Origin of the sequence: Kitasatospora sp. NPDC098652, assembly GCF_044760155.1 — a bacterium.
Taxonomy (GTDB): domain Bacteria; phylum Actinomycetota; class Actinomycetes; order Streptomycetales; family Streptomycetaceae; genus Kitasatospora.
In genome coordinates this window covers 21,958-43,246 of sequence record NZ_JBIWAQ010000039.1, presented here as the reverse complement: position 1 = coordinate 43,246, position 21,289 = coordinate 21,958, and the positions used below count along the sequence as shown (strand labels likewise).

Below are 21,289 nucleotides of genomic sequence, written 5' to 3'. Positions count from 1 at the left end.
GTTGACTTTTGGCACGCTGTTGAGTTCTCAAGGAACGGACGCTTCCTTCGGACCGCCTTCCAGCGGGCCCTCCGGGCGCTTCGTTCTTTCGTGTTCCCAGCTTATCAGACGTTTTCCGCTCCGTTTTCCGGGGCTTCGTCATCCAACTCGCCGGTGTCTTCTGCGGCTTGACGCCCCGTCCGACGTTTCAAACTCTAACCGAGCCCCGCTCCGAAAAGCGAATCCGGCCGCAATCCCGATAAACAGGCATGCCGAAACCGGCCCGTGCTGTTTCTCGTGGATTGGCCGCCCCGGAACCGTCCGCGCTTTCGCGTGTCCGGTGCTCCCTGTCGGGCGACTGGGAGACAGTACCCCTACTCCTCGCCCGAAACAAATGCCCGGCCTCCGGGCCGCGCGGGAGCGTGCATGGGGGCTGAACGTACGTCACCGGCCGGCTCGGCCACTGCGGCGATAGGGTGCCGGGATGGTTCCCGACGCTCCCCGGGTGCTGCGCGCCGACGCCGCCCGTAACGCGGAGAAGATCATCCGGGCTGCCCGGGAGGTCTTCGCCGAGCAGGGCCCCGACGCCCATCTCCACGACGTGGCGCGGCGGGCCGGTCTCGGGGCCGCCACGCTCTTCCGCCGCTTCCCCGACAAGGCCGCGCTCCTGCGGGCCGTGCTGGACCAGCGTTTCGAGGAGCACGTCCGGCCTGTCATCCAGGCGGCCGCCCACGAGCCCGATCCTGCGGGCGGGCTGGCCCGGGTGCTGGCGGCGGCTCTGGAGTCGGTGGCCGGCGACTACAACGTGCTGGCCGCCGCCCGCGCCGCCGGGGTGCTGACCCCGGCGACCGGTGAGGAGTTCTTCGCCGCCCTCGACGTCCTCCTGGCACGCGGTCAGGCGGCGGGCGTGCTCCGCACCGACCTGGTGCCCGACGACCTGCACCGCGTGGTCGTCATGCTGGTCTCGGTGCTGTGGACGGTGGAGCCCGGTGAGGACGGCTGGCGCCGGTACCTGGCCCTGGTCCTCGACGGCCTCTCCCCCACCGGGGCCCGCCCGCTGCCCTGCCCCGCCCCGGCGCTGCGCGCCCGCACACCCTGACGCCCCGACGCCTCACGCCGCGACGCCTCACGCCCGGGCTGGTGTCGGCAGCTCCACAGGGCCGTTCACCACAGGACCGGGACCTCGCTGATGCCGCCCGCCAGCCGTTCGGAGTGGTCGCGCAGGCTGCGCGCGTCCACCGCCAGTCGCAGGCCGGGGAAGCGTCGGAACAGCGCGGTCAGCGCGATCTGCATCTCGGTGCGGGCCAGCGCGTTGCCGATGCAGTAGTGGCCGCCGTGCCCGAAGGCGAGGTGGGCGTTGGGGGAACGCGAGGGGTCGAAGGTGTCCGGCTCCTCGAACGCCCGGCCGTCCCGGTTCGCGGCGTTGATCGCCACCAGCACCGCCTCTCCCCGCGCGATCGCCGTTCCCGCGACGGTGATCGCCTCGCGGGCGTAGCGGGTCAGTCCCAGGGCGCCGGGCGCGGCCATCCGCAGGACCTCCTCCACGGTGGCGCGGGCCGATCCCTCAGGGTCGGCGGCGAAGCGGTCGCGCCGGGCGGTGTCGCTCAGCAGGAACAGGACCCCGAGGTCGATCCGGGTCGACGTCGTCTCGTGGCCCGCGAACAGCAGCCCCACCGCCAGGCGGGTCATCTCCTCCTCGGTGAACGAGGGGTCCTGCGCCTGTACGGCCAGGATGTCGCTGATCACGTCCTGTCCCGGCCGCCTGCGCTTGTCCTCGGCGACGGCGGCCACGTACGCCTCGAACTCGGCCATGGCCGCGGCCCCGTCGGCCTCGCCGTACAGTGCGGCGATCCGCTCCGACCAGCCGCGCAGCAGCTCCCGGTCCGCGACCGGCACGCCGAGCAGCTCGCAGATCACCATCACGGGCAGCGGGAAGGACAGGTGGCGGTGCAGGTCGACGGCGCGTCGGGGGTCTCGTGCACGCTGCTCCGCCATCGCGTCCAGGCAGGACGCGGCGAGTTCCCCGATCCGCTCGCCCAGCCGCCGCATCCGCGGCGCGCTGAACGCGGGTGCCAGCATCCGCCGCATCCGCGCGTGCTCGCGGTCCTCCTCCTCGGGCGTGCCGGCGGTGCGGGTGTGCAGCGCCGAGGCCGAGATCCTCGGGGAGTCCGCGGTGTCGGGGCGCAGCCGGGAGAACCGGGTGTCGCTCAGGATCTCCCGGGCCTCCTCGTAGCGGGTCACCAGCCAGGCCGGATCACCGGCGGGTGTCGTCACCCGTGTGATCGGGCCCTGCTCCCGCAGGCGCGCGAGCAGCGGCGCCAGGTCCAGGGCGTTGGGGCGTTCGAAGGGTAACTGCGGTGCGGGCGTGGTCATGGTCTCTCCTCACCGGCCGAAGGGCCACAAGAGCAGCGAACACTCGGCGGAGCGGCTCTCTCCCACACGCCCGGGCCGGGGTGGACGAACGGGCGCCCGGAGCCAAGAAGTGAGAGCCAGCTCTCTCTTGCGGGGAGCGTAACACCATCGGCACGCACAGTCAGCCCTCCGCCTGTGGCGGGACCTCCCTCGAAAGCTTGTTGCAGAAGGTCGGGTGCGGGCACGCTGTCGGGCGTTCCGGCCTGCGCGCGGCAGCCCGTTGTCGGAGGGGGGTGGCACCATCAGGGCAACACGACGAAGGGGGCCGCTGATGAGTTTCCTGGGCATGTGGTGCCTGATCCCCGTGCGGCCCGAGGCCGTCGCACGGTACGCGCCGGAACTCGCTCCGGTCATCGAGGCGGAGGCCGCGCTCGCCGCGTCCACGGACCTCCTCCGTTGGTGGCGCGCCGGCGGCAGCACCCCGGAGACCATGGACCGGTTCATCGATCTGGCCGCCCCGTCCGCATTGGACGAGCAGATCTGCACCGTCTACGAGGCCTGGGAACAGGGCTACGACAGGTCCATGCCGCGCCTCGTGGTCTCCGCCCGCAAGGCCTACCCGGCCTCCGCCATGGCCTTCGCCCTCGGCCCGCGGCGCTTCGCGGAACTGCCCGGCTGGTTCGGCGACCTCCTCCTCACCCCGGAACAGGTCGTGCAGACCCTTCCGGCCGTCGAACGCGCCTACGACTGGACCCCGCAGGGCCGGCACCAGGCCGAACTGCTGCTCACCGCCGCCCTCCACGACGAGGGCGGTCGGGACGACATCACCGCACTACTCGACGGCGTACCCCCGGTGTGGCGCGCGGCGGCGGACGCCGGCCACGGTCTGCTCGGAGCGCAGTTCATCCCCTAACAGCCCGGCACGGAAGGCCGGAGCGGCCCCTACGGTCGCGGCTCGTTCGGGCGAACGAGCCGGTGTCCGGGGCAGCGCTTCGGCGCCGTCCCGACGGCGCTGCCCCCGGAGCGGGCCGGCGGCCCCGGGGGCAGTGTCGTCGCGGGTGGACCGGTGTCAGTACAGGGGGGTGTATCCGGCGTGGCTGCCGATCTGCCCGGAGGAGTCGGTGGCGTTGCCGACGGCGTAGGAGAGGTAGCCGGCGTCGTTGACCATGGGCGTGTAGCAGTAGTACTGCGCGGAGCCCGAGTCCCAGGACGCCTTGTCGCAGCCCGAGCGCTGGTTGTCCTTCTGGCGGACCACGTTCGCCCAGAGGCTGTTGCCGCGGGAGTAGACGCGGGCCCAGGCCGTGCGGCACGAGCGGCTGTAGCGCAGCTCGAGGGTGCCGACCTGGCCGATGCCGTCCGCGTTCAGGGGCACGGACTTCGCGGTGATCGCGTCGGCGGCACAGCCGGAGGAGATCGGGTCCTGTCCGTCGTAAGTAGCGGCGTTCGCGGTGCCGTTGACGCCCGTGGCCAGGGCGATGGCGGCCACGCCGACCAGGGCGGCCCGCTTGAGGGAGGTGGAGATGCGCATGGATCCTTCTGGGGGCTGGTGGTGGTCGGTTCCGGGCCGGGCCTTCGTGCGCCGGGTTCCGGCGGCCCGGTGGGGGCGGTGGGGGCGGGGTGGTGGCGCAGTTCGCCAGTGTTCCGTCCGAAGCCCGTCCCCGGCGCCGTCCGCGCGTCCCTGCTCCGTCCCGGGACGCCCGCGCCCGCCCCGGGGACGCCGCCGGGATGCGAGGCAGCGGTCTCCGGATGGAGCGGTTGCGGTGGTTCGCCCACCTCTAGGGTTACGGGGACGAGAGAAGGCCCACCATGGACCCCCGCATACCCCGCCTGCGTCGCAAACTGGCCGCGATCCCGTTCCAGCCACTACGCAGCCACTCCTTCGGGGAGAAGCAACACAGGTTCCGCCTCGGACCGAAGCTGTCGGAGGCGCGGATCGCTGCCTTCGAGGCCGAACACGGCGTCGCCCTGCCCTACGCCTACCGGCAGTTCCTCAGGCACCTCGGCGGCTCCGGCGCAGCACCGTTCTACGGGCTCGTGCCACTGGACCGGTGCTCCATGCTGGTCATGGAGCCGCGCGGAGCACCGGGGACGCCCCGCGGTTTCGACCGCCCGGAGGCCGGGTCGCACGATCGCGACCTCTTCCTCCACATCATCGAGATGGGGTGCACCGACGTGTGCGTCATCGCGGTGACCGGGCCCCTCACCGGCCGCATCCTCGTCGGCAACGGCGACGGGCACTGGGGGCCCAACGTCTCCTCCGCCACCGACTTCCTCGCCTGGTACGAGCGCTGGCTCAACCAGATGAGTGCCGGACTCGACAACCGGGCGCTGGAACTCAACTCGCCCCGGCTTCACGGCCATCCGAACCGGCATCGGATGGCCCCGCGGCTGTGACCTCCGCAGCAGCCCAGGTCAGTCCTGGTCCAGGTCCGGGTAGTAGCCGCGCTGGTAGGTGGACAGTCCGTAGACGCTCAGCTCGCCGGCGCCCCGGCAGATGACGCAGAGCCTTGTCGTGCGGCATTCGCCGCAACGGCGCTTGCCGTCGGGGCTGCGGGGGAGCCACCCGCGGCCGTGGCAGGTGGGGCAACGGCCGAGGCCGTCGCACTCGTAGCAGAGGACGTAGCCGGGTGTGAGAGTCTCCGGTGTACGCACCGGCTCCGGCTCCGGTTCGGGCTGGGGCTCCGAGGGGCGCACCGGTACCGGCACCGGCTCAGGTTCCGGCACCGGCTCCGGTTGCGGGGCGGTCAGGGCCAGGTCCGCCGTCTGTCCCCGGAAGACCACCGCGGGTGTGTCGTCGCTCGTCAGAACGCGGATGGTGCTGCCGTCCCGGCGGGCGAGGACCACCGTCCAGAGCCTCCCGTCGTCGTCCAGCTGTGACGTCGTGACGTCCCACCCGGCCGCGTGGAGGAGGGAGACCGCCCGGTCGGACGTCTCGGTGGCGGTGACGGTCGCCGGACGATTGCCCTGGTAGGCCAACGAGTGGTGGTGCCGCAGCGGATCGGGCCGGTCAGTGATCTCCGGCTGCGGCTCGCCGAGGGTGAGTCGGCGGAGGTGGACACGAACGGTCAAGTCCTCGACCAGGGTGACCAGTTGCCCGCGCAGGGACCGACCCAGTCGGTCCAGTTCCGCACGTGCCGTCGAAGTCTCGTCCATGGCGCCCCCTTGGTCCCGGAACGTACCACGGGGCTGGATCCCGTGACCGTGGCGGCCGCGCGCGAGATCGTCCGGGGCCTCCACGCACGGCAGCACGGCCGCGATCACCCGGCTGGACATGCCCGCGTCCAACAACTGCCGGATGACCGAGACGCGTTGGACCTCGACCTCGGAGCAGTGGCGCTTCCCGCTCGCCGATCCTCATCCCTGAGCCGACGAGGCCCTCGGGACCGTCCTTGGGACCTGCCCTCAGGAGCGCCTTCCGGCCGGACCGCCGGGACGGGCATACGCGGTGTACAGAGCTCCCACCTGGCCGCTCCAGAACGTGTCCTTCTCCGCCCTGGAGGCGCCGAGCGACAGGAGACCGAGCTCCTGCGCCAGGCCGTAGAACCCGGGGCCGGCGTCGTTCATGCCCTCGTAACAGACCAATGCCGAGAGCATCGGTTCCTTCCCGGTCCGGCCGGCCGTGGTGACGAGCCACAGCAGGTGCCCGACCGCCGCCCGGTGGTCGGCCCGCGAGAAGTCGAACCCGGGCTGCCCGGTCCGCTCCACCAGGGCCGCGCTCAGCTTGGTGTACGTCGTCAGTCCACCGGCCCTGGCGACCTCGGCCAGGTAGTCGCGAGCGGCCTCCGCCAACTCGTCCCACTCGAGCTCGGTCCGGCCGTAGCTCGGCATCGCAGCACCACCAATCATCGTGCGGATCACGGGTGTTGACCCTAGCGGATGTCTTCAAATGATCATGCCTGGTAGATCACGGTGGGGTGATGCGTCGCCATGAACTGTCTGATGCCGAGTGGGAGTTCGCCCGGCCGTTGCTGCCCGAGTTGGGCGCGACCTCGTCCGGGGTCGCGCCCAACTCGGGGAGCGTGTGAACGCAAGGGCACGACTGGCCTGTGCACCGTGCACCGGCCTCAGGGAAAGCAGGTGCTCGGTGTCGTTCTCGCCGCGGCCGTGGCTGGCGACAGTGAGGTACGAGGTCACCGCCGCAGGCGAGGTTCATGCCGAGCATGCCTTGACGCGGAGCACGAAACGCGGAGCACGGAACAGGACGGACCTCGCCTAGAAGGAGATCAGCGCGCATGAGGACCGACAGCACGAAATACAGCAGCTTCACCGGCTGGATCGATCCGCCGGACGACGTGCGGCCCGCGCTGGACGGCGATCTCACCTGTGCCATCGCCGTCATCGGCGGCGGCATGGGCGGTATGGCGGCTGCGCTGCGCCTCGCGGAGCGCGACCAGGACGTGGTCCTGCTGGAGGCCGAGTTCTGCGGTTACGGCTCGGCCTCGCGCAACGGCGGTCAGATCGCCGGGGCTCCGGGTGGCGACCTACGGATGCTCAGCCTCCAGTCCCCGAAGAAGATGCCGGTCATGGTCAAACTGGCGGAACACGCGGGCCACTACGTGGAGAACCTCATCACAACGCACGCCATCGACTGCGACTACGTGGCGAACGGCCTGGTGTGGGGTGCGGTCTCACCCGTCATGATGCTCAGGGTGCGCACTCAGGCGGCGGTCCTGCGCGCCTTCGGTGGGCACGGGACTGTCGGCAACAGGGAGGAACTCGGCCTCCCTGCCGGCTTCGTGGGCGGTATGCGGGAGTCCATCGGCGGGATGCTGAACCCGGGCAAGCTCGCTCGTGGTGTGCGTCGCGCGCTGCTCGCCTCTTCGGCCAAGGTCTTCGAGCGGACGCGGGTGAGCGACGTCCGGCGGACAGGCAGCACCGTCGAGATCACGACACCCCACGGCACCGTGCGGGCCGACAAGGTGGTGCTCGCAACCAGCGTCTACGGCGGTGAGTGGGACATCACGCCCAAGAACCTCGCGACGCCGCTGTACGTCATCGAGATCGAGTCGGAACCCATCGCGCCGGAGCGGCTCGCCGCGCTGGACTGGACCAGTCGGTCCGGCATCATCACCCAGCACCAGTTGATGACCCACTACCGTCTCACCGAGCGCAACACCATCGTCTGCGGGGTCCGCCAGGCGCAGCGGGGCCGGACCTTCCCGCTCCCGGACCGGGTCCCGGATCCCCGTGTCGTGCAGGAGATGGGGAAGGATCTGGCCAACCGGTTCCCGTCGCTGTCCGACGTGGCCATCGAGCGGGCCTGGGACGGTTGGATCGGCATCAGCCCGGACTGGCTGTCGATCGCCGGGCAGGTGGGCGGCAACGTCTTCTACTCGATGGCCTGCAACGGCCACGGCCTCTGTCAGGTGCCGTACGTGGCCCATCAGCTCGCCGACTACATCGTCGACGGTGAGATGTCGGACGACCTCGCCGGCATCTGGTCGGACGCCTCGACGTACCCGCCGTCGATGTCGTTGCTGATGCAGCCGTTCGTCCTCCGAGCCATCTGGGGGCTGGACCGGTTCAGCGACTTCTTCAACGGCAGCAGGACACTGGCCCGGCAGGCGCTCCGCCGTGGCAGGCGTGGGGGCTCCTGAGGGTCTGGGTGGTGGCGCCTGACCTGTTACGGCGTGGTGTGAGATCGCGGGGGTTCCCCGCACGGGTGGGGTGTCGTACCGTGACCGGATGACCACGATCGTGTCATCCCGGTACGACGCCGTGATCGTCGGCGGCGGGCACAACGGACTGGTGGCGGCGGCCTACCTGGCGCGGGCCGGGCAGCGGGTTCTGCTCCTCGAACGGCTGCCCAGGGTGGGCGGGGCCGCCGTCTCCGCCCGGGTGTTCCCCGGCGTGGACGCCCGGCTGTCGCGCTACTCCTACCTGGTCAGCCTGCTGCCCCGGCAGGTGGTACGGGACCTCGGGCTGCGGCTCGACCTGCGCCGCCGCCGGATCTCCTCCTACACCCCCACCCTGCGGGACGGGAAGCCCACCGGGCTGCTGGTGGACGCGGCGGACCCGGAGCGCACCAGGGAGTCGTTCCGGAGCCTGACCGGCGGCGACCGGGAGTGGCAGGCCTGGCAGCGCTTCTACGGGATGACGGCGGAGGTCGCCCGGCGGGTGTTCCCCACCCTCACCGAACCGCTGCGCACCCGCGCCGAGTTCCGTCGGCTGGTCGGCGACGAGGCCGCCTGGACGGCCCTGTTCGAGCGGCCGCTCGGCGAGGCGGTCGAACGGACCTTCACGGACGACCTGGTGCGCGGCGTGGTCCTGACGGACGCGCTGATCGGCACCTTCACCCACGCCCACGACCCCGCGCTGCGGCAGAACCGCTGCTTCCTCTACCACGTCATCGGCAACGGGACCGGTGACTGGGACGTGCCGGTCGGCGGGATGGGCGCGGTGACGGACGCCCTGGCCGGCGCCGCCCGGGCGGCCGGGGCGGAGCTCCGGACCGGCTGCGAGGTGACGGCCATCGCCACCGACGGCCGGGGCGACGCCGAGGTGACGTACCGGCACCGGGACGGCGAGACGACGGTGGCGGGGCGACGGGTGCTGGTGAACGCCGCCCCGGCCACCCTGGCCCAGCTGCTGGGCGAGGACCCGGGGCCCGCCCCGGAGGGCTCCCAGCTCAAGGTCAACATGGTGCTGCGCCGGCTGCCCCGGTTGCGGGACGCCGCCGCCGACCCGCGCGAGGCCTTCGCCGGGACCTTCCACATCGCGGAGGGCTACCGGCAGTTGGAGACCGCGTACACCGAGGCGCTGGCCGGCCGACTGCCCTCGGCACCGCCGTCCGAGATCTACTGCCACTCCCTCACCGACCCGTCCATCCTCGGGCCGGAGGCCGTCCGGCAGGGGTACCAGACCCTGACGCTCTTCGGACTGCACATGCCCGCCCGGCTGTTCGGCGACCCGGCGGCCGAGGAGCGCGCGCTGGCCGCGAGCCTGGCGCAGCTGGACGCGGTGCTGGCCGAGCCGATCGCCGACTGCCTGGCCGTGGACGCCGACGGACGGCCCTGCGTGGAGGCCCGGACGCCGCCGGCGCTGGAGCGGGAGCTCGGGCTGCCGGGCGGGCACATCTTCCATCGCGACCTCGCCTTCCCCTTCACCGAGGAAGAGGACGGGGACGGGGACGGGGACGACGACGGGGCGGGGCGGGCGGACCCCGCCGCCCGCTGGGGCGTGGCGACGGCCCACCCGAACGTGCTGCTGTGCGGCGCGGGCGCCGTCCGCGGCGGCGGGGTCAGCGGGATCCCGGGGCACAACGCGGCGCAGGCCGTCCTGGCCGACCCGGCCCGGTAGGACGGGGACCGGGCCGGCCGGGACGAGAAGGTCGTACGGAGAGGTCGTACGGAGAGGTCGTACGGAGAGGTCGCGCGGAGAGGTCGCGCGGAGAGGTCGTACGGAGAGGTCGTACGAGGGGGTCGTACGAGGGGGTCGTACGGCGACCTGCCCGGTGCCGGTGCGTCAGGCGCGGGCGAGGACCCAGCCGCCGAGGCCGTCGCAGGCGCCGGCGTTGTACTGGGTGGCCCGGAAGCCGGCCGGGACGGGCGAGCCCGGGCAGGTCCACAGGCCGACGCGGGCGGTGTTGTGGCGCCAGGAGCCGGCGCCGTCGCAGCCCGCCACGGTGTGGCCGGTGATCACGTAGCCGGCCACCACCGGGGAGCCCGAGCAGGTCCAGATGCCGTCGTGCGGGAGGCTGTGCTGCCAGTTGCCGATGCCGCCGCAGCCGCTGCGGAAGTGGTTGCTGATGACGTAGCCGGGCACGACGGGCGAGCCGGAACAGGTCCAGATGCCGTCGTGGACGAGGTTGTGCCGCCAGGAGCCCATGCCCCGGCAGCCGGTGGTCTGGTGGTCGGTGATCACGTAGCCGGCCACCACCGGGGAGCCGGAGCAGGTCCAGATGCCGTCCTTGGCCGGCTGCTGGTACCAGGAGCCGGCGCCGCTGCACCCGCTGGGGTCGTGGTCGGTGATGACGTTCCCGGCGGCGACGGGCTGCCCGGAGCAGCTCCACTTGCCGCCGTTGCCCCAGCCCGCCGTCCGGGCCTCGGCCGTGGACATACCGGAGACGGTGCCGCCCAGAGCGACGGCCGCGACCAGGGCGATCGACGCCACGGCGGCTCCCGCGCCCCGGCCGGTCGCCAGGGCCCTCACGCACTTCACTATCTGACGCAGGGTCATGTCCGGTGTGCTCCTGGAGTATTGAGGAGGATGAGGTACCCCCGTTGCGCCGGTCCACCCGGCGGTCGAACGAGAGTCACCCTAGGTGGTGGAGACGTGAAAGTTCAGCGGAGGATCGGAGAATTCCACTCCCGGGGCGCAGCTTGTCCGAAAGTCGTCAGGACGTACGGCCCGCCCCCGGCATCCCACCTGACGGGACTTTCAGCATGCGGAGTGATCTTGGCGCGCCCCGCGGGTAAGGTGGTGGACCGTGGCCAGTAGGAAAACGTCGATCATGGAAGCAGCGGCGCGGGTGATCGCCCGGCGCGGCGTGCGCGGGCTGCGGGTGGAGGAGCTCGCCGCCGAGGCGGGCGTGTCCACCGCGCTGATCTACTACCACTTCAAGGACCGCACCGGCATCCTCCGGCAGACGCTGGAGTTCATCAACGACCGGGCCGAGCGCTACACGACCGAACGCGCCCCGGACGCACCGCCGTTGACGCCGCGCGAGGAGCTGGAGCAGACCCTGCTGCTCGAACTCCAGGACAGCGTCGAGGTCCGGGAGAACAGCACCGCCTGGGGCGAGCTGCGCGCCAGCGCCGTCTTCGACGAGACCCTGCGCGAGGACCTCGCCCGCGCCACCCGGGTCTGGGTCCAGGAGATCGCCGGACTGCTCGGCGCCGTACAGCCGATGTCCTCGGCGGTCGCGCTGGCCGGCGCGGCGGAGCGGCTGACCGCACTGCTCGAAGGCCTCAGCACCCGCTGGCTCAGCGGCAGCCTGCCGGTCACCCACGCCCGCGCCCTGATGGCCGAGGCGATCGACAGCGAGATCGCCCGGCTCGACGCCTGAACCGTGCAGCGGCGGGCCCGGACGGCGCGCTGCGTGACGCTCCCTGCGGCAAGAGTCACGGCGCATGTCCGAACTTGACTGACTTTTTAGTCAGTGCAACGCTGCAGGGGACAGCAGGCGCCGGCCGCCCCGTCCGTTGGCTCCGTCCCGCTCTGCGCCCACGCGCCGTCACCCGGAGAGTGGAGACGGCTGCGACCCTTCCCCCGACCACGGACCGGTCCCGGGCCACGGCGCGAACGGCACCTGCGCATCCCCGCACGATCAGGAGACCACCGTGAGCCACCACCACGACGACCACTCCGGCGCGTCGGGCCCCTGGGTGCCTGCCGACGACGTCCCCCATGCGCGGACCTGGATGTCCTGGCCCTCCCGCCGGGGCGTTTGGGGGCTGCGCCTGGGCGGCGTCCAGGAGGACATCGCCCTGATCGCCCGCACCGTCGCCCGGTTCGAGCCCGTGGTCATGTGCGCCCCCGACGACTACACCGCGGACAAGGCCCGCTCGAGGTGCGGCCCGTCCGTCGAGGTGATCACCGCGATCCCCACCGACGACCTGTGGATGCGCGACATCGCCCCGGTGTTCCGCCGGGACGGCCACGGCGGCCTGGAGGCCGTGGTCCTCAACTTCAACGGCTGGGGCAACAAGCAGGTCCACCACGACGACGCCCGGGCCGCCGAGCGGATCGCCGCTCACCGCGGCCTGCGCCACTCCTACGCGGACTTCGTCGGTGAGGGCGGGGCGGTCGAGACCGACGGCGACGGCACCGTGATGGCCACCGAGAGCAGCCTGGTCAACAAGAACCGCAACCGCGGCATGAGCCGGGACGAGATCGAGGACGCCGTCCTGGAGGCCTACGGCGCGGACAGGATGATCTGGCTGCCCGGCATAAAGGGCGAGGACATCACCGACGACCACGTCGACGTCACCTCGCGGTTCGTCCGCCCCGGCGTGGTGATGGTCCAGCTGCCGCCGGCCGACCGCAACGACTCCTGGGTGCGCGACGCCCGCGAGCAGTTCGCCATCCTCTCCGCCGCCACCGACGCCCGCGGCCGCCGGCTCCAGGTCATCCCGGTGCACGGCCCGGACAGCGTCCGCTCCCGCAGCTCCAGGTTCGTCGACTCCTACCTCAACTTCGTCCTCGTCAACGGCGGGGTCATCACCGCCCAGTTCGGCGACGCCCACAAGGACGCCGCCGCCCGGGACGCGCTCGCCGCCGCCTTTCCCGGCCGCCACGTCGTCCAACTCGACGTCGACCGGCTGATGGCCGGGGGCGGCGGCATCCACTGCTCGACCATGCACGAACCGCTGCCGTAGCCGGAGCCCGAGCCGCATCAGTTGTCCCTCCCGGACCACCCTCGACCCCTGCCCGGAGAGCCCGTATGCCCAACGCCATGTCCCGTCGCAGCATGATCCGCTCCATCGCCGGCGTCGGCGCCGGAGTCGGCGTCCTCACCCTCGGCCTGACCGCCTGCGACCCCGACGGCCTCGGCGACCCCGACGGCGCCGTGCCGCCGTCCCAGCAGCCCGGCTCCCCCGGCGCCCGGCGCTTCGGCGCCGAGTGGGAGAAGCACCAGCGCACCGTGATGTCCTGGCCCGCCTCCGAGAGCGTCTGGGGCGAGCAGCTCCCGGAGGTCCGCAAGGACATCGCCGGCCTCGCCCAGGCCATCGCCGCCCGCGAACCCGTCGTCATGATGGCCCGCCCGGAGCAGCAGGAGGCCGCCCAGAAGGCCTGCGGCTCCGCCGTCGAGGTGGTGCCGGTGGCCGTCGACGACCTGTGGGCCCGCGACACCCTGCCGGTGTTCGTCGAGGAGGGCGGCAAGGTCAAGGGCGTCGACTTCAACTTCAACGGCTGGGGCGACAAGCAGCAGCACGCCAACGACTCCAAGATCGCCCGGACGGTGCTGGCCAGGTTCGGCGTCGAGCGCGTCGAGACCCCGCTGGTCGCCGAGGGCGGCTCCTTCGAGACCGACGGCCAGGGCACCCTGATGGTCACCGAGAGCTCCGTCGTCAACGCCAACCGCAACCCGGGGATGAGCCGGGACCAGGTCGAGGCCGAGCTCAAGCAGGCCCTCGGCATCACCAAGGTGATCTGGCTGGCCGGCGTCAAGGGCAAGGACATCACCGACGCCCACGTCGACTGCCTGGCCCGGTTCGCCGCCCCCGGCGTGGTCTTCCTGGACCGGGCCTTCCCCGGCATGCCCGCGGACGTCTGGTCCCGCTCCGCCGACCAGGCCCGGGCCGTACTCGCGGACGCCACCGACGCCACCGGCAGAAAGCTCAAGGTGATCGAGATCAGCCAGCCCGACCCGGACCGGATCACCGGCCGGGGCGACGCCTTCGTCTCCTCGTACATGAACTTCTACATCGGCAACAAGGGCGTGTACCTGCCGCTGTTCGGCGACGCCAAGGCCGACGGGCACGCCCGGGAGGTCTTCAAGGACCAGTTCCCGGACCGCGAGATCGTCCCCGTGCAGATCGACACCATCGCCTCCGGCGGCGGCGGCATCCACTGCTCGACCCACGACCAGCCCGCCGACTGATCCCCACTGTTCGGCGCCCACGGCGCGACCCCGGCGGACCTCTCGGTCGCCTTCACCAGCCGCGCCGCCGCCGAAGCGGGCACCGGCGACCGGCGACACCACCGCGGCGGGCACCCCTTCACGTCCGCTTGAAGAACTCCACCTCCGCCAGTGCCACGGTGCGGCCCGGGCCGGTGCCCGCCGCCTCGCGGACGGTCAGCTTCACCCGGACGACGTCGCTGATGCCCGTCGCCACGGTCTGCGGGCCCGGCTGGTCGTTGAGGGTGACCTGCTTGCGGTGCACCTCGCCGTCCGAGGCGGTCACCTCCAGGGCGAGCACCAGCGGGCGGGCCTGCTGCCGGAACTGCTCCGGGTCCGCGGAGGCGCCGGTGTGGACGATCAGGTCCACCAGCCGGAACGGGGTGCGGAAGGTGAAGTCGACGGAGTCGCCGATCGCGGGCGCGCCCCAGTAGGTGTTGGAGAGGCCGTCGTCGGCCGCGCTCGCGGGGTGCCCCTCGACCGCGGCCGACGCCGTGGTCAGCGAGGGCGAGACCGGTGCGGTGCTGCCCAGCTTGTCCAGCACGTCCTGGTAGGCGTTCTTGCCGAGCGGGTAGAGCAGGACCCCCGCCACCACCAGCGCGAGCAGCACGATCAGCGCGATGGTGCGGCGCAGCGCGTTGCCCGAGCCGCCGATCCGCACCCGGCGCCGGAACGGCCACCGGGTGCGCCACCAGGGCAGCTCCGGGGCGGCCGCGGTGACGGTCAGCGGGGCCGCGCAGCGGCGGCAGAACCGGCGCTCGGGCAGGTTGGGGGTGCCGCAGCGGGGGCAGGGCGGGCCGTCCTGGGTCTCCTCGACGGCGGAGGCCCGGACGACGGGACGCGGCGCGACGGGCTTGGCGGGCTGCACGGCGACCGGGTCGCTCTGCGGTGCGGCGGGTGTCACGGCGGGCGGTGCCGCAGGCGGTCCGGCGGGTGGTTGCGGCTTCGGGTCCGGCTCCGGTGCGGGAGCCGGTACGGGCCGCGCCCGGGTGGAGGTCGAGCGCGAGGTCTCGACGGCCGCCGGGGAGGGCGACTCCTCGACGGGCGGCTCCTCGACGGGCGGTGCCGGTGCCGGTGCAGCGGGCTCCGGTGCAACAGGCTCTGGAGCAGCGGGCTCCGGGGCGGCCGGTTGGGTGCGCCGGCTCCGGCTGGTGACCCGTCGGGACACGTTCCGCCAGGTACGCGAGGTGTCGGGCGCAGCAGACTCCGGCACAGCAGGCGCAGCAGGCGCAGCAGGCGCAGCAGGCGCAGCGGACTCGGGCTCGGACGCCGCCGGCGTCGAGGCCGGCGCGGGCCCAGGCCCGGCCACCGGAGCGGCCCCGGCCCCCGCGGCGGGCGCGCGGCGCGACCACCCCAGGTAGGCGCCGCAGTTGCCGCAGAAGTCGTCGCCCTCCGCGTTGGCCGTGCCGCATTCGGGACACACCGGCATCCGTCAGCCCTCCGCTCGCCCGGGTGGACCGGGCAGGATCTCGACCCGGCAGGTCAGGTGGACCGGGCAGCCGGCCCGGACGACGGCCAGCACCTGGTCCTCGTCCAGCCCCGCGCCGCCCAGCGGCCAGACCCGGACCAGCACCCCGCCGCCGCCCGGTGCGGGAGGCAGCGCGCCGTCCGGGTCGGTGGACCAGACGGCGCCGCCGCCGTCCGTGATCTCGGCTCCGGCGCCCAGCACCAGCCGCAGCCGCTCGGTGAGTCCGCGCCGGGTGCCGCGCCAGCGGTGCAGTTCCACCGCGCGTCCGACCACCGCCCGGCGCACCTCCTCCGGCCAGGCCGGGTCGACCTCGACCGCGACCCAGGAGGCCAGCCAGTCGAGGAAGTCGGCGGGCGCGAGTTCGGGCCGGAAGTAGGCGGACAGGTTGTCCAGGGTGGCGAAGACCGGGGCGAGGACGGTGTCCAGGCCGGCCGTGAAGCGCTGGGCGAAGTCGTCGTCGGCGAAGAGCGCGGGCAGCAGTTCGCCGATCGGGTGCGGGCTGGGCAGCCCGGGGACGGCGGCTCTGGTCATGAGGTGCCGTCCTCGGCGACCGCGGTGACCACGACCTGGTGCTGGTGGGAGAACACCAGGGCGTCCGGCGGGACGTCGACCCGCTCGGCGGGCGCGCCCCGGCGGCCGGTGATCGGGTCGGCCGGGAAGAGCCGCAGTTCCTCGACGCCCGCGACGGCGGCCACCCGCTGGAGCACGGCGAACACCTCCCCGTACTGCACCGCCCGGCCGAACGGCCAGCCGGTGCCGGCGGCGCCGCCGCGCAGCGGGTTGAGGTGGCGGTAGAGCGCGTCCAGCACCGCCTCGCGGACCCGGTCGGGGTCCGGGGCGCGGGTGGTGAGCCGGGCGACCACGGTGACGCCCTGGTAGGCGGGCGGCTGGACGAGGACCCGGGTGCCGATCAGCCGCCGTTCGTCCAGCGCGGCCGCCACCTCGGCCAGTACCTGCTCGTCCGGGATGAGCTGCTCGAACCGCAGCCGCTCGCCCTCGTCGGCGACGGCCTCCGGCACCACCAGGACCCGGACCGCCCCGGCATCCCCGCCGGTGGCGGGCACGCAGTTGACCCGGGCGGCGGAGGGCGCGGCCTGGCGGGCGATCAGCTCGAAGTCCCCGGCGGTGACGGCGCGTTCCTGCAGCCGCAGCTGGCGCGGGGCGCGCGCCTTGGCGTTCTCCACCGTCTCGCCGTCGACCCCGCCCCGGGCCGCCTCCCGGTTGTCCACCCGGGCGATGTACGGGACGGAGCTGCGCAGCACCGTGACGGTGCCCCGGGCGACGTTGCCGGCGATCCCGCCGCCGGTGCGGTACTGCGGGACGCGCAGTTGGGCGCCCTTGGGCGGCACCGCGCCGAAGGCGCGCAGGCTGCCGTCGGGCTCCCGGACGGCGGGCGGGAAGAGGAACTCGCCGTTGGTGGCGTCCAGCACCACGTGCCGGTCGGTCGGCGCGGAGTCGCCGAAGTGCTCGACGACGGTCCAGCGCTGCCAGCCGTCGCCGGCCGAGACCTCGACCACCGGCGCTCCGCCGTCCAGCAGCACCGGCGGGCGGGCGAGCCGGAAGCGCTGGCCCGCGACGCCCTCCGAGGTGCCCAGCGGCGCGTCGGTGACGGTCCGGGCGTGCACGGCGGTGGCGGTGCCGCCGACGGTGAACACCTCGGCCCGGCGCACGGTCGGGGACTCGGAGTAGAACGGCTGGCCGGGCCGGGGCTCGGTGACCCGGCAGCGCAGCCAGCCGGCCCGCCGCCCGGCCACCACCGAGGCGGTGTGCCCGGCGGGCACGAACACCACCACCTCGCCGGGCCGGTTGAGGCCGCCGGTGGTGTCGCTGCCGGTCTCGCAGGCGATCCAGCGGGCGCCGTCCCACACCTCCCAGACCAGCGGGGGCTGGCGCGGGTCGACGCCGACGCCCTCCACCCGGCTGTCCAGCCGGACGGCCAGGATGCAGCGCGGTACCACGGCGGGCAGGGCGAACAGCATGGCGTCCCCGGCCGCCGGGCGGGGCTGGAAGCACCGCACGTCCACGCCGTCCGCCAGTCGTCCGGTGACGTCGGCCTGCTCACCGGCGGCGGTGACGGTGACCAGCCGCTCCAGTGCGCTGGGGACGACCGGGAGGTCCTCGGCGGTGGCGAAGACCACCGCCTCGTCGGTCTCGGTGCGCAGCGTGGACACCTCGGTGCCGGCGCGCAGCAGGACCGTCTCGGACTGCGGGGCGGAGAGCCAGAAGTCGACCTCGGCGCGGGCCGCGGCGGGCGGGAAGAGCCGGATGCCCAGCAGGTCCAGGAAGGCGGTGTAGTTCTTCTCGGGCACCCGGTTCAGCCGGTAGAGCAGCTGGTCGACCAGGTAGGCGAAGGTCTCGATCAGGGTGACGCCCGGGTCGGAGACGTTGTGGTCGGTCCACTCCGGCGCGCGCTGCTGCACGTACCGCTTGGCCTCGTCGACGAGTTGCTGGAACCGGCGGTCGTCCAGGTTCGGGGAGGGCAGGGCCATCAGCGGGCACCTCCGTCCGCGGCGGCGGCCGGTTGCGGGTCCACGGCTTCCGCCCCCGGGGACTCCGGGATCGTGTAGAAGGGGAAGACCAGGTTGCGGCGGTCGTTGGTGGCGCGGACGGTGTAGTGGACGTCGATGTAGAGCGTGCCCTCGTCGACCCAGTCGAAGGCGATCACCACGTCGTCGACGGTGATCCGCGGCTCCCAGCGTTCCAGTGCGATCCGCACCTCGCGGGCGATCCGCCCGGCGGTGGTGCTGTCGCCCGGGGCGAAGACGTACTCGTGGATGCCGCAGCCGAACTCGGGGCGCATCGGCCGCTCGCCGGGGGCGGTGCCGAGGATCAGCCGGATCGCCTCGGCGAGTTCCCGGTCCCGTTCCACCATGCCGATCCCGCCGGTGGCGTTCACCCGCAGCGGGAAGGCCCAGCCGCGGCCGATGAAGTCGTTGCTCATGCGCCCGCCTCGCTGCGCCGGGCAGGGGCGTTCGCCCGTGCGCGCCTGTCGATGACCCGCTCGCCGCGCCCGCTCACAGTGCGCCGCCGATCAGCACGTTGAACGCCCCGGCGATGATGGTGGCACCGCAGGTGGTCTTGTCGCCCATCCGGGCCGCGGGCAGGCCGCCGATCAGCACCACTCCCCCGGTCAGCCCGCCGAGTTGGGGCTCGACCAGGTTGGCGGGGCCCAGCTCCACGTGCGGGACGCAGGCGTGCACGCTGCCGGCCACCGCGGCGGGGCGGCCGCCGATCAGCACCGTCGCGACCTTGACGGCACCCGGCGGCGGGGTGGTGAGGACGCCGCCGTGGTCGGTCGGGTCGCCGGTCCGGGCTGCGGGGGGCATGTGCGGTCTCCATTTCCGAGGGCGCCCTGCCGGGCACGATCCTGCTGCGTGTTCTGATGGTCCGTCAATTGATGCGCACGAACGCCCCCTTGAGGACGGCCTCGGCCCCGCCGTCCACGGTGACGGCGGTCGTGCCGCGCACGGTCACCGAACCGCCGCGCACGTTCACCTCGCCGGTGCCCGCGTCCAGGGTGATGCCGGAGGAGGTCAGGCGCACCGTACTGCCCGCCCCGCCGACCCCGCCGTGCACGGTCAGCAGGATCTCCCCGCGCTGCTGGTCCAGCCGGACCTCCAGCTTCCCGTCGCCGCTGGCCAGCCGGACCCCGGAGCTGCCGCCCGGCACGTCCAGCAGTTCCAGCCGGTGGCCCGAACGGGACACCACGGAACGGCGGTTGACCTTGCCGGCGGTCGCGTCGACCAGCGGCACGTCGTGCGGCGAGGGCCGGTCCACGCCGTTGTAGAGCCCGCCCAGCACGTACGGGCTGTCCAGGTCCCCCTGCTCGAAGCCCACCAGCACCTCGTCGTTGACCTCCGGGCTGACCACGCCGCCGCCCCCGTGGCCGCCCCACTGCACGGTGCGCACCCAGTCGGAGACGTAACTGTCGTCCAGCCAGGGGAACTTCAACCGGACCCAGCCGCGCTGCCCGGCGCCCGGCTCCCGGACGTCGGTGACCACGGCGACGGCCAGGCCCGGCATCCGCGGCCCGCGCGGCGGCGCGTTGCCGCCGGTCGTCAGCCCGGCCAGCGAACGGTCCGGTGAGGCGCTGACCACCACCGTGGTGCGGTAGCCGCGGAACGGCTCCAGCAGGTGCCGCACCCCGGTGGCGGTGTAGCGGCCGGAGAAGGCCGCGCCGACGTTCCCCAGGGCGACGGCGGTGCCGGCCCGCAGCCGCGGATTGCCCTCGGCCACCACCTCCAGCTCGCCGAAGCCCCCGGCCACCGAGGCGGCCAGCGAACGGGCCACGGCGGCGGTCTCCGCCTGGGTGCGGTACGGGGTGTCGGCGACGGTCAGCCTGGCCTGGCCGGGGAAGGCCGAGGCCACCACCGAGGGGCTCAGCCCCGGCAGTACGGTGGTCGAGGCCACCGACGGCTCGGTGGCGACCAGGGCGCTCTTGGTGGTGACGTTCCAGCCGCGCGCCTCGACCGTGTCCGCCCCGGCCGCGCCGGTCAGCACCCCGCGCAGCTCCAGCAGGTTGCGCCCGTACTCCAGCACCAGCGGGTTCTGCGGCGCGGGCGTGCTCGGCGCCGGGGCCGAGGAGGCGGGCTGCGGCCGGACGAACTCCAGCTTGCCGTCGTCGTCCACCCGCACCTGCGCGCCGCTCTCCTGCGCCAGGAACTGCAGGAACTCCCAGTCCGGGACGTTCGCCTGGGACAGCTGCTGGTGCACCACCGGGAAGGAGTCGACCCGCCCGCAGGCCAGGCCCGCGCCCGTGGCCACCTCGCGCACGATGTCGGCGGTGGTCATGTTCCGGAAGGCCTTCACCCGGCGCCCGCGCATCAGCCGGTGGGTCACCGCCGCCGCCCGCACCACCGTGTACGAGCCCGTGGTGTCCACCTCCAGCTCCAGCGCCGTCACCTCCCCGGTGAACAGCCGCACCCGGGTGTTGCCCTGCACCGTCACCACGGAGACCCGCAGCTCGGTGCCGATGGTGATCCCGGTCGCGGAGAGGAAGGTGTGGTCGGCGTCCCGGAAGCTCAGCACCGCCGTGTCCGGCAGGCCCACGCTCTCCTCGATGTCGCAGGACACCAGCTGCGCCGCCCACACCGGCGGCAGCGGCCCCGGCGCCTCGACGACGGGATCCGCGGCGAACGGCCGGCCGCCCCGGGCCTCGGGCGTGGTCATGCCGCACCGCCCCGGGTCAGCTCGTCGATGCCCGGCACGATCAGCTCCGCGCCCGGGACCAGCACCAGCGGGTCGTCGATGCCGTTCGCCTCCGCGATGGTCCGCCAGGCCGTCGCGTCCCCGTACGCCCGCCAGGCCAGCAGCGGCAGACTGTCGCCCGCGATCACCCGGTGGGTGCTGCGGGCCTCCGGGGAGCCGGAGGTCGGGTTCTGCCCGGCCGGGTCGACGCTCGCCTCGTCGATGGAGAGCGAGCAGACCGCGCGCAGCGGGTTGCCGTCCACGTCGAAGAGCGTGTAGGTGACGGACAGGCCGGTCAGCACCCCGTTGAACGAGGTCGTCTTCAAGGTGCCCCAGTCCAGCCGGATCCACGGGCTGGCCGGGGTCTTGCGCGCCAGGCTCGTCGGGGTCGGCACACAGGCCGTCATCAGCTGCTCCACCGCCCGCTCCACCGAGTTGTCGTGGGTCGCGGTCGAGTCCAGGAACACGTCCAGGGAGAGCGAGCGCGGGCCGCTGCCGACGAACTCCGGCAGGGCCGACTGGCCCGCCATCCGGGACGGCGTGCGCCGCCACTCGGTGGACTTGCGCAGCACCAGGGTCGCCGGGTTGAACTGGAGCGGGAGCCGCGCGATCGCACCGCCGGGCTGGGCGCCGACGGTGGCCGGCGGCTCCATGATGGTCAGTTGCGCCCGGGTGACACTCGCGGGGACCGCCGAGGACATCCTGCTGCTCCTTGGGTGCTTGGGGGGAGGGAGGGGGTG

20 protein-coding genes and 1 pseudogene are annotated in these 21,289 nt (G+C 73.2%); 8 read left to right on the top strand and 13 right to left on the bottom strand.

Translation table 11 applies throughout. The annotated features are described in order from the left end of the window. Nucleotides 1-463 precede the first annotated feature (463 nt). A complete protein-coding gene (locus ACIQWA_RS39275) occupies nt 464-1,078 on the top strand; it encodes a TetR/AcrR family transcriptional regulator (protein ID WP_402491512.1) in 615 nt (204 codons plus the stop codon). 65 nt (nt 1,079-1,143) lie between these two features. Here the strand turns inward: ACIQWA_RS39275 and ACIQWA_RS39270 are convergent, their stop codons facing one another. Further along, the gene (locus ACIQWA_RS39270; protein ID WP_402491509.1) at nt 1,144-2,352 is read right to left on the bottom strand and encodes a cytochrome P450; all 1,209 of its coding nucleotides are present in this window, start codon (nt 2,350-2,352) and stop codon (nt 1,144-1,146) included. Between the two features lie 310 nt (nt 2,353-2,662). Between ACIQWA_RS39270 and ACIQWA_RS39265 the strand changes: the two genes are divergently transcribed. Continuing rightward, entirely contained in the window at nt 2,663-3,244 is a 582-nt protein-coding gene (locus tag ACIQWA_RS39265) for a hypothetical protein (RefSeq protein ID WP_402491506.1), read from the top strand. Between the two features lie 156 nt (nt 3,245-3,400). Here ACIQWA_RS39265 and ACIQWA_RS39260 read toward each other — a convergent pair whose 3' ends face one another. Further along, on the bottom strand, nt 3,401-3,859 hold the full coding sequence (locus tag ACIQWA_RS39260; protein WP_402491503.1) for a DUF2690 domain-containing protein: 459 nt from the start codon (nt 3,857-3,859) through the stop codon (nt 3,401-3,403). A 278-nt stretch (nt 3,860-4,137) separates the two neighbouring features. Here ACIQWA_RS39260 and ACIQWA_RS39255 point away from each other — a divergent pair, with 278 nt between their 5' ends. Further along, nucleotides 4,138-4,725, top strand: coding sequence for an SMI1/KNR4 family protein (locus tag ACIQWA_RS39255; protein WP_402491500.1), 588 nt, complete (start codon nt 4,138-4,140; stop codon nt 4,723-4,725). 18 nt (nt 4,726-4,743) lie between these two features. Here the strand turns inward: ACIQWA_RS39255 and ACIQWA_RS39250 are convergent, their stop codons facing one another. Then, entirely contained in the window at nt 4,744-5,484 is a 741-nt protein-coding gene (locus tag ACIQWA_RS39250) for a hypothetical protein (RefSeq protein WP_402491497.1), read from the bottom strand. Nucleotides 5,485-5,733: 249 nt separating this feature from the next. Further along, nucleotides 5,734-6,189, bottom strand: coding sequence for a hypothetical protein (locus ACIQWA_RS39245; RefSeq protein WP_402491494.1), 456 nt, complete (start codon nt 6,187-6,189; stop codon nt 5,734-5,736). 374 nt (nt 6,190-6,563) lie between these two features. On the opposite strand from ACIQWA_RS39245, the gene ACIQWA_RS39240 reads away from it, so the two are divergent. Further along, nucleotides 6,564-7,928, top strand: a complete 1,365-nt coding sequence (locus tag ACIQWA_RS39240; protein WP_402491492.1) for an NAD(P)/FAD-dependent oxidoreductase — start codon at nt 6,564-6,566, stop codon at nt 7,926-7,928. A gap of 88 nt (nt 7,929-8,016) precedes the next feature. After that, nucleotides 8,017-9,630: a phytoene desaturase family protein gene (locus ACIQWA_RS39235; protein ID WP_402491489.1), complete on the top strand. Its 1,614-nt coding sequence runs from the start codon at nt 8,017-8,019 to the stop codon at nt 9,628-9,630. 165 nt (nt 9,631-9,795) lie between these two features. On the opposite strand, the gene ACIQWA_RS39230 is transcribed toward ACIQWA_RS39235, so the two are convergent. Continuing rightward, a complete protein-coding gene (locus ACIQWA_RS39230) occupies nt 9,796-10,509 on the bottom strand; it encodes a hypothetical protein (protein WP_402491486.1) in 714 nt (237 codons plus the stop codon). Nucleotides 10,510-10,783: 274 nt separating this feature from the next. On the opposite strand from ACIQWA_RS39230, the gene ACIQWA_RS39225 reads away from it, so the two are divergent. The 3 genes from ACIQWA_RS39225 to ACIQWA_RS39215 all read left to right on the top strand — a co-directional run bounded on the left by ACIQWA_RS39225 (nt 10,784) and on the right by ACIQWA_RS39215 (nt 13,876). Further along, complete coding sequence (locus ACIQWA_RS39225; protein ID WP_402491484.1) at nt 10,784-11,338, top strand: TetR/AcrR family transcriptional regulator; 555 nt, start codon at nt 10,784-10,786, stop codon at nt 11,336-11,338. A gap of 274 nt (nt 11,339-11,612) precedes the next feature. Continuing rightward, nucleotides 11,613-12,650: an agmatine/peptidylarginine deiminase gene (locus tag ACIQWA_RS39220; RefSeq protein WP_402491481.1), complete on the top strand. Its 1,038-nt coding sequence runs from the start codon at nt 11,613-11,615 to the stop codon at nt 12,648-12,650. 77 nt (nt 12,651-12,727) lie between these two features. Further along, nucleotides 12,728-13,876 carry an agmatine/peptidylarginine deiminase gene (locus ACIQWA_RS39215; protein WP_402491478.1) on the top strand — a complete coding sequence of 383 codons (1,149 nt, stop codon included), beginning with the start codon at nt 12,728-12,730 and terminating at the stop codon, nt 13,874-13,876. Nucleotides 13,877-13,994: 118 nt separating this feature from the next. Here ACIQWA_RS39215 and ACIQWA_RS39210 read toward each other — a convergent pair whose 3' ends face one another. The 8 genes and pseudogenes from ACIQWA_RS39210 to ACIQWA_RS39175 all read right to left on the bottom strand — a co-directional run bounded on the left by ACIQWA_RS39210 (nt 13,995) and on the right by ACIQWA_RS39175 (nt 21,250). Continuing rightward, nucleotides 13,995-14,798: an NADase-type glycan-binding domain-containing protein gene (locus ACIQWA_RS39210; protein WP_402491518.1), complete on the bottom strand. Its 804-nt coding sequence runs from the start codon at nt 14,796-14,798 to the stop codon at nt 13,995-13,997. Nucleotides 14,799-15,257: 459 nt separating this feature from the next. Further along, nucleotides 15,258-15,323, bottom strand: a pseudogene (locus tag ACIQWA_RS39205) (zinc-ribbon domain-containing protein); the annotation flags it as partial. Nucleotides 15,324-15,326: 3 nt separating this feature from the next. Beyond that, nucleotides 15,327-15,893 carry a phage tail protein gene (locus tag ACIQWA_RS39200; RefSeq protein ID WP_402491475.1) on the bottom strand — a complete coding sequence of 189 codons (567 nt, stop codon included), beginning with the start codon at nt 15,891-15,893 and terminating at the stop codon, nt 15,327-15,329. Next, nucleotides 15,890-17,851: a putative baseplate assembly protein gene (locus tag ACIQWA_RS39195; RefSeq protein ID WP_402491472.1), complete on the bottom strand. Its 1,962-nt coding sequence runs from the start codon at nt 17,849-17,851 to the stop codon at nt 15,890-15,892. The genes ACIQWA_RS39200 and ACIQWA_RS39195 overlap by 4 nt, the downstream gene beginning before the upstream one ends. Then, nucleotides 17,851-18,303: a GPW/gp25 family protein gene (locus ACIQWA_RS39190; RefSeq protein WP_402491469.1), complete on the bottom strand. Its 453-nt coding sequence runs from the start codon at nt 18,301-18,303 to the stop codon at nt 17,851-17,853. Before ACIQWA_RS39190 ends, ACIQWA_RS39195 begins: the two co-directional genes overlap by 1 nt. A 73-nt stretch (nt 18,304-18,376) precedes the next feature. Beyond that, complete coding sequence (locus tag ACIQWA_RS39185) at nt 18,377-18,688, bottom strand: PAAR domain-containing protein (RefSeq protein ID WP_360244213.1); 312 nt, start codon at nt 18,686-18,688, stop codon at nt 18,377-18,379. A gap of 64 nt (nt 18,689-18,752) precedes the next feature. Next, nucleotides 18,753-20,531, bottom strand: coding sequence for a VgrG-related protein (locus ACIQWA_RS39180; RefSeq protein ID WP_402491466.1), 1,779 nt, complete (start codon nt 20,529-20,531; stop codon nt 18,753-18,755). Next, nucleotides 20,528-21,250: a LysM peptidoglycan-binding domain-containing protein gene (locus ACIQWA_RS39175; RefSeq protein ID WP_360244219.1), complete on the bottom strand. Its 723-nt coding sequence runs from the start codon at nt 21,248-21,250 to the stop codon at nt 20,528-20,530. Before ACIQWA_RS39175 ends, ACIQWA_RS39180 begins: the two co-directional genes overlap by 4 nt. Nucleotides 21,251-21,289: the final 39 nt, after the last annotated feature.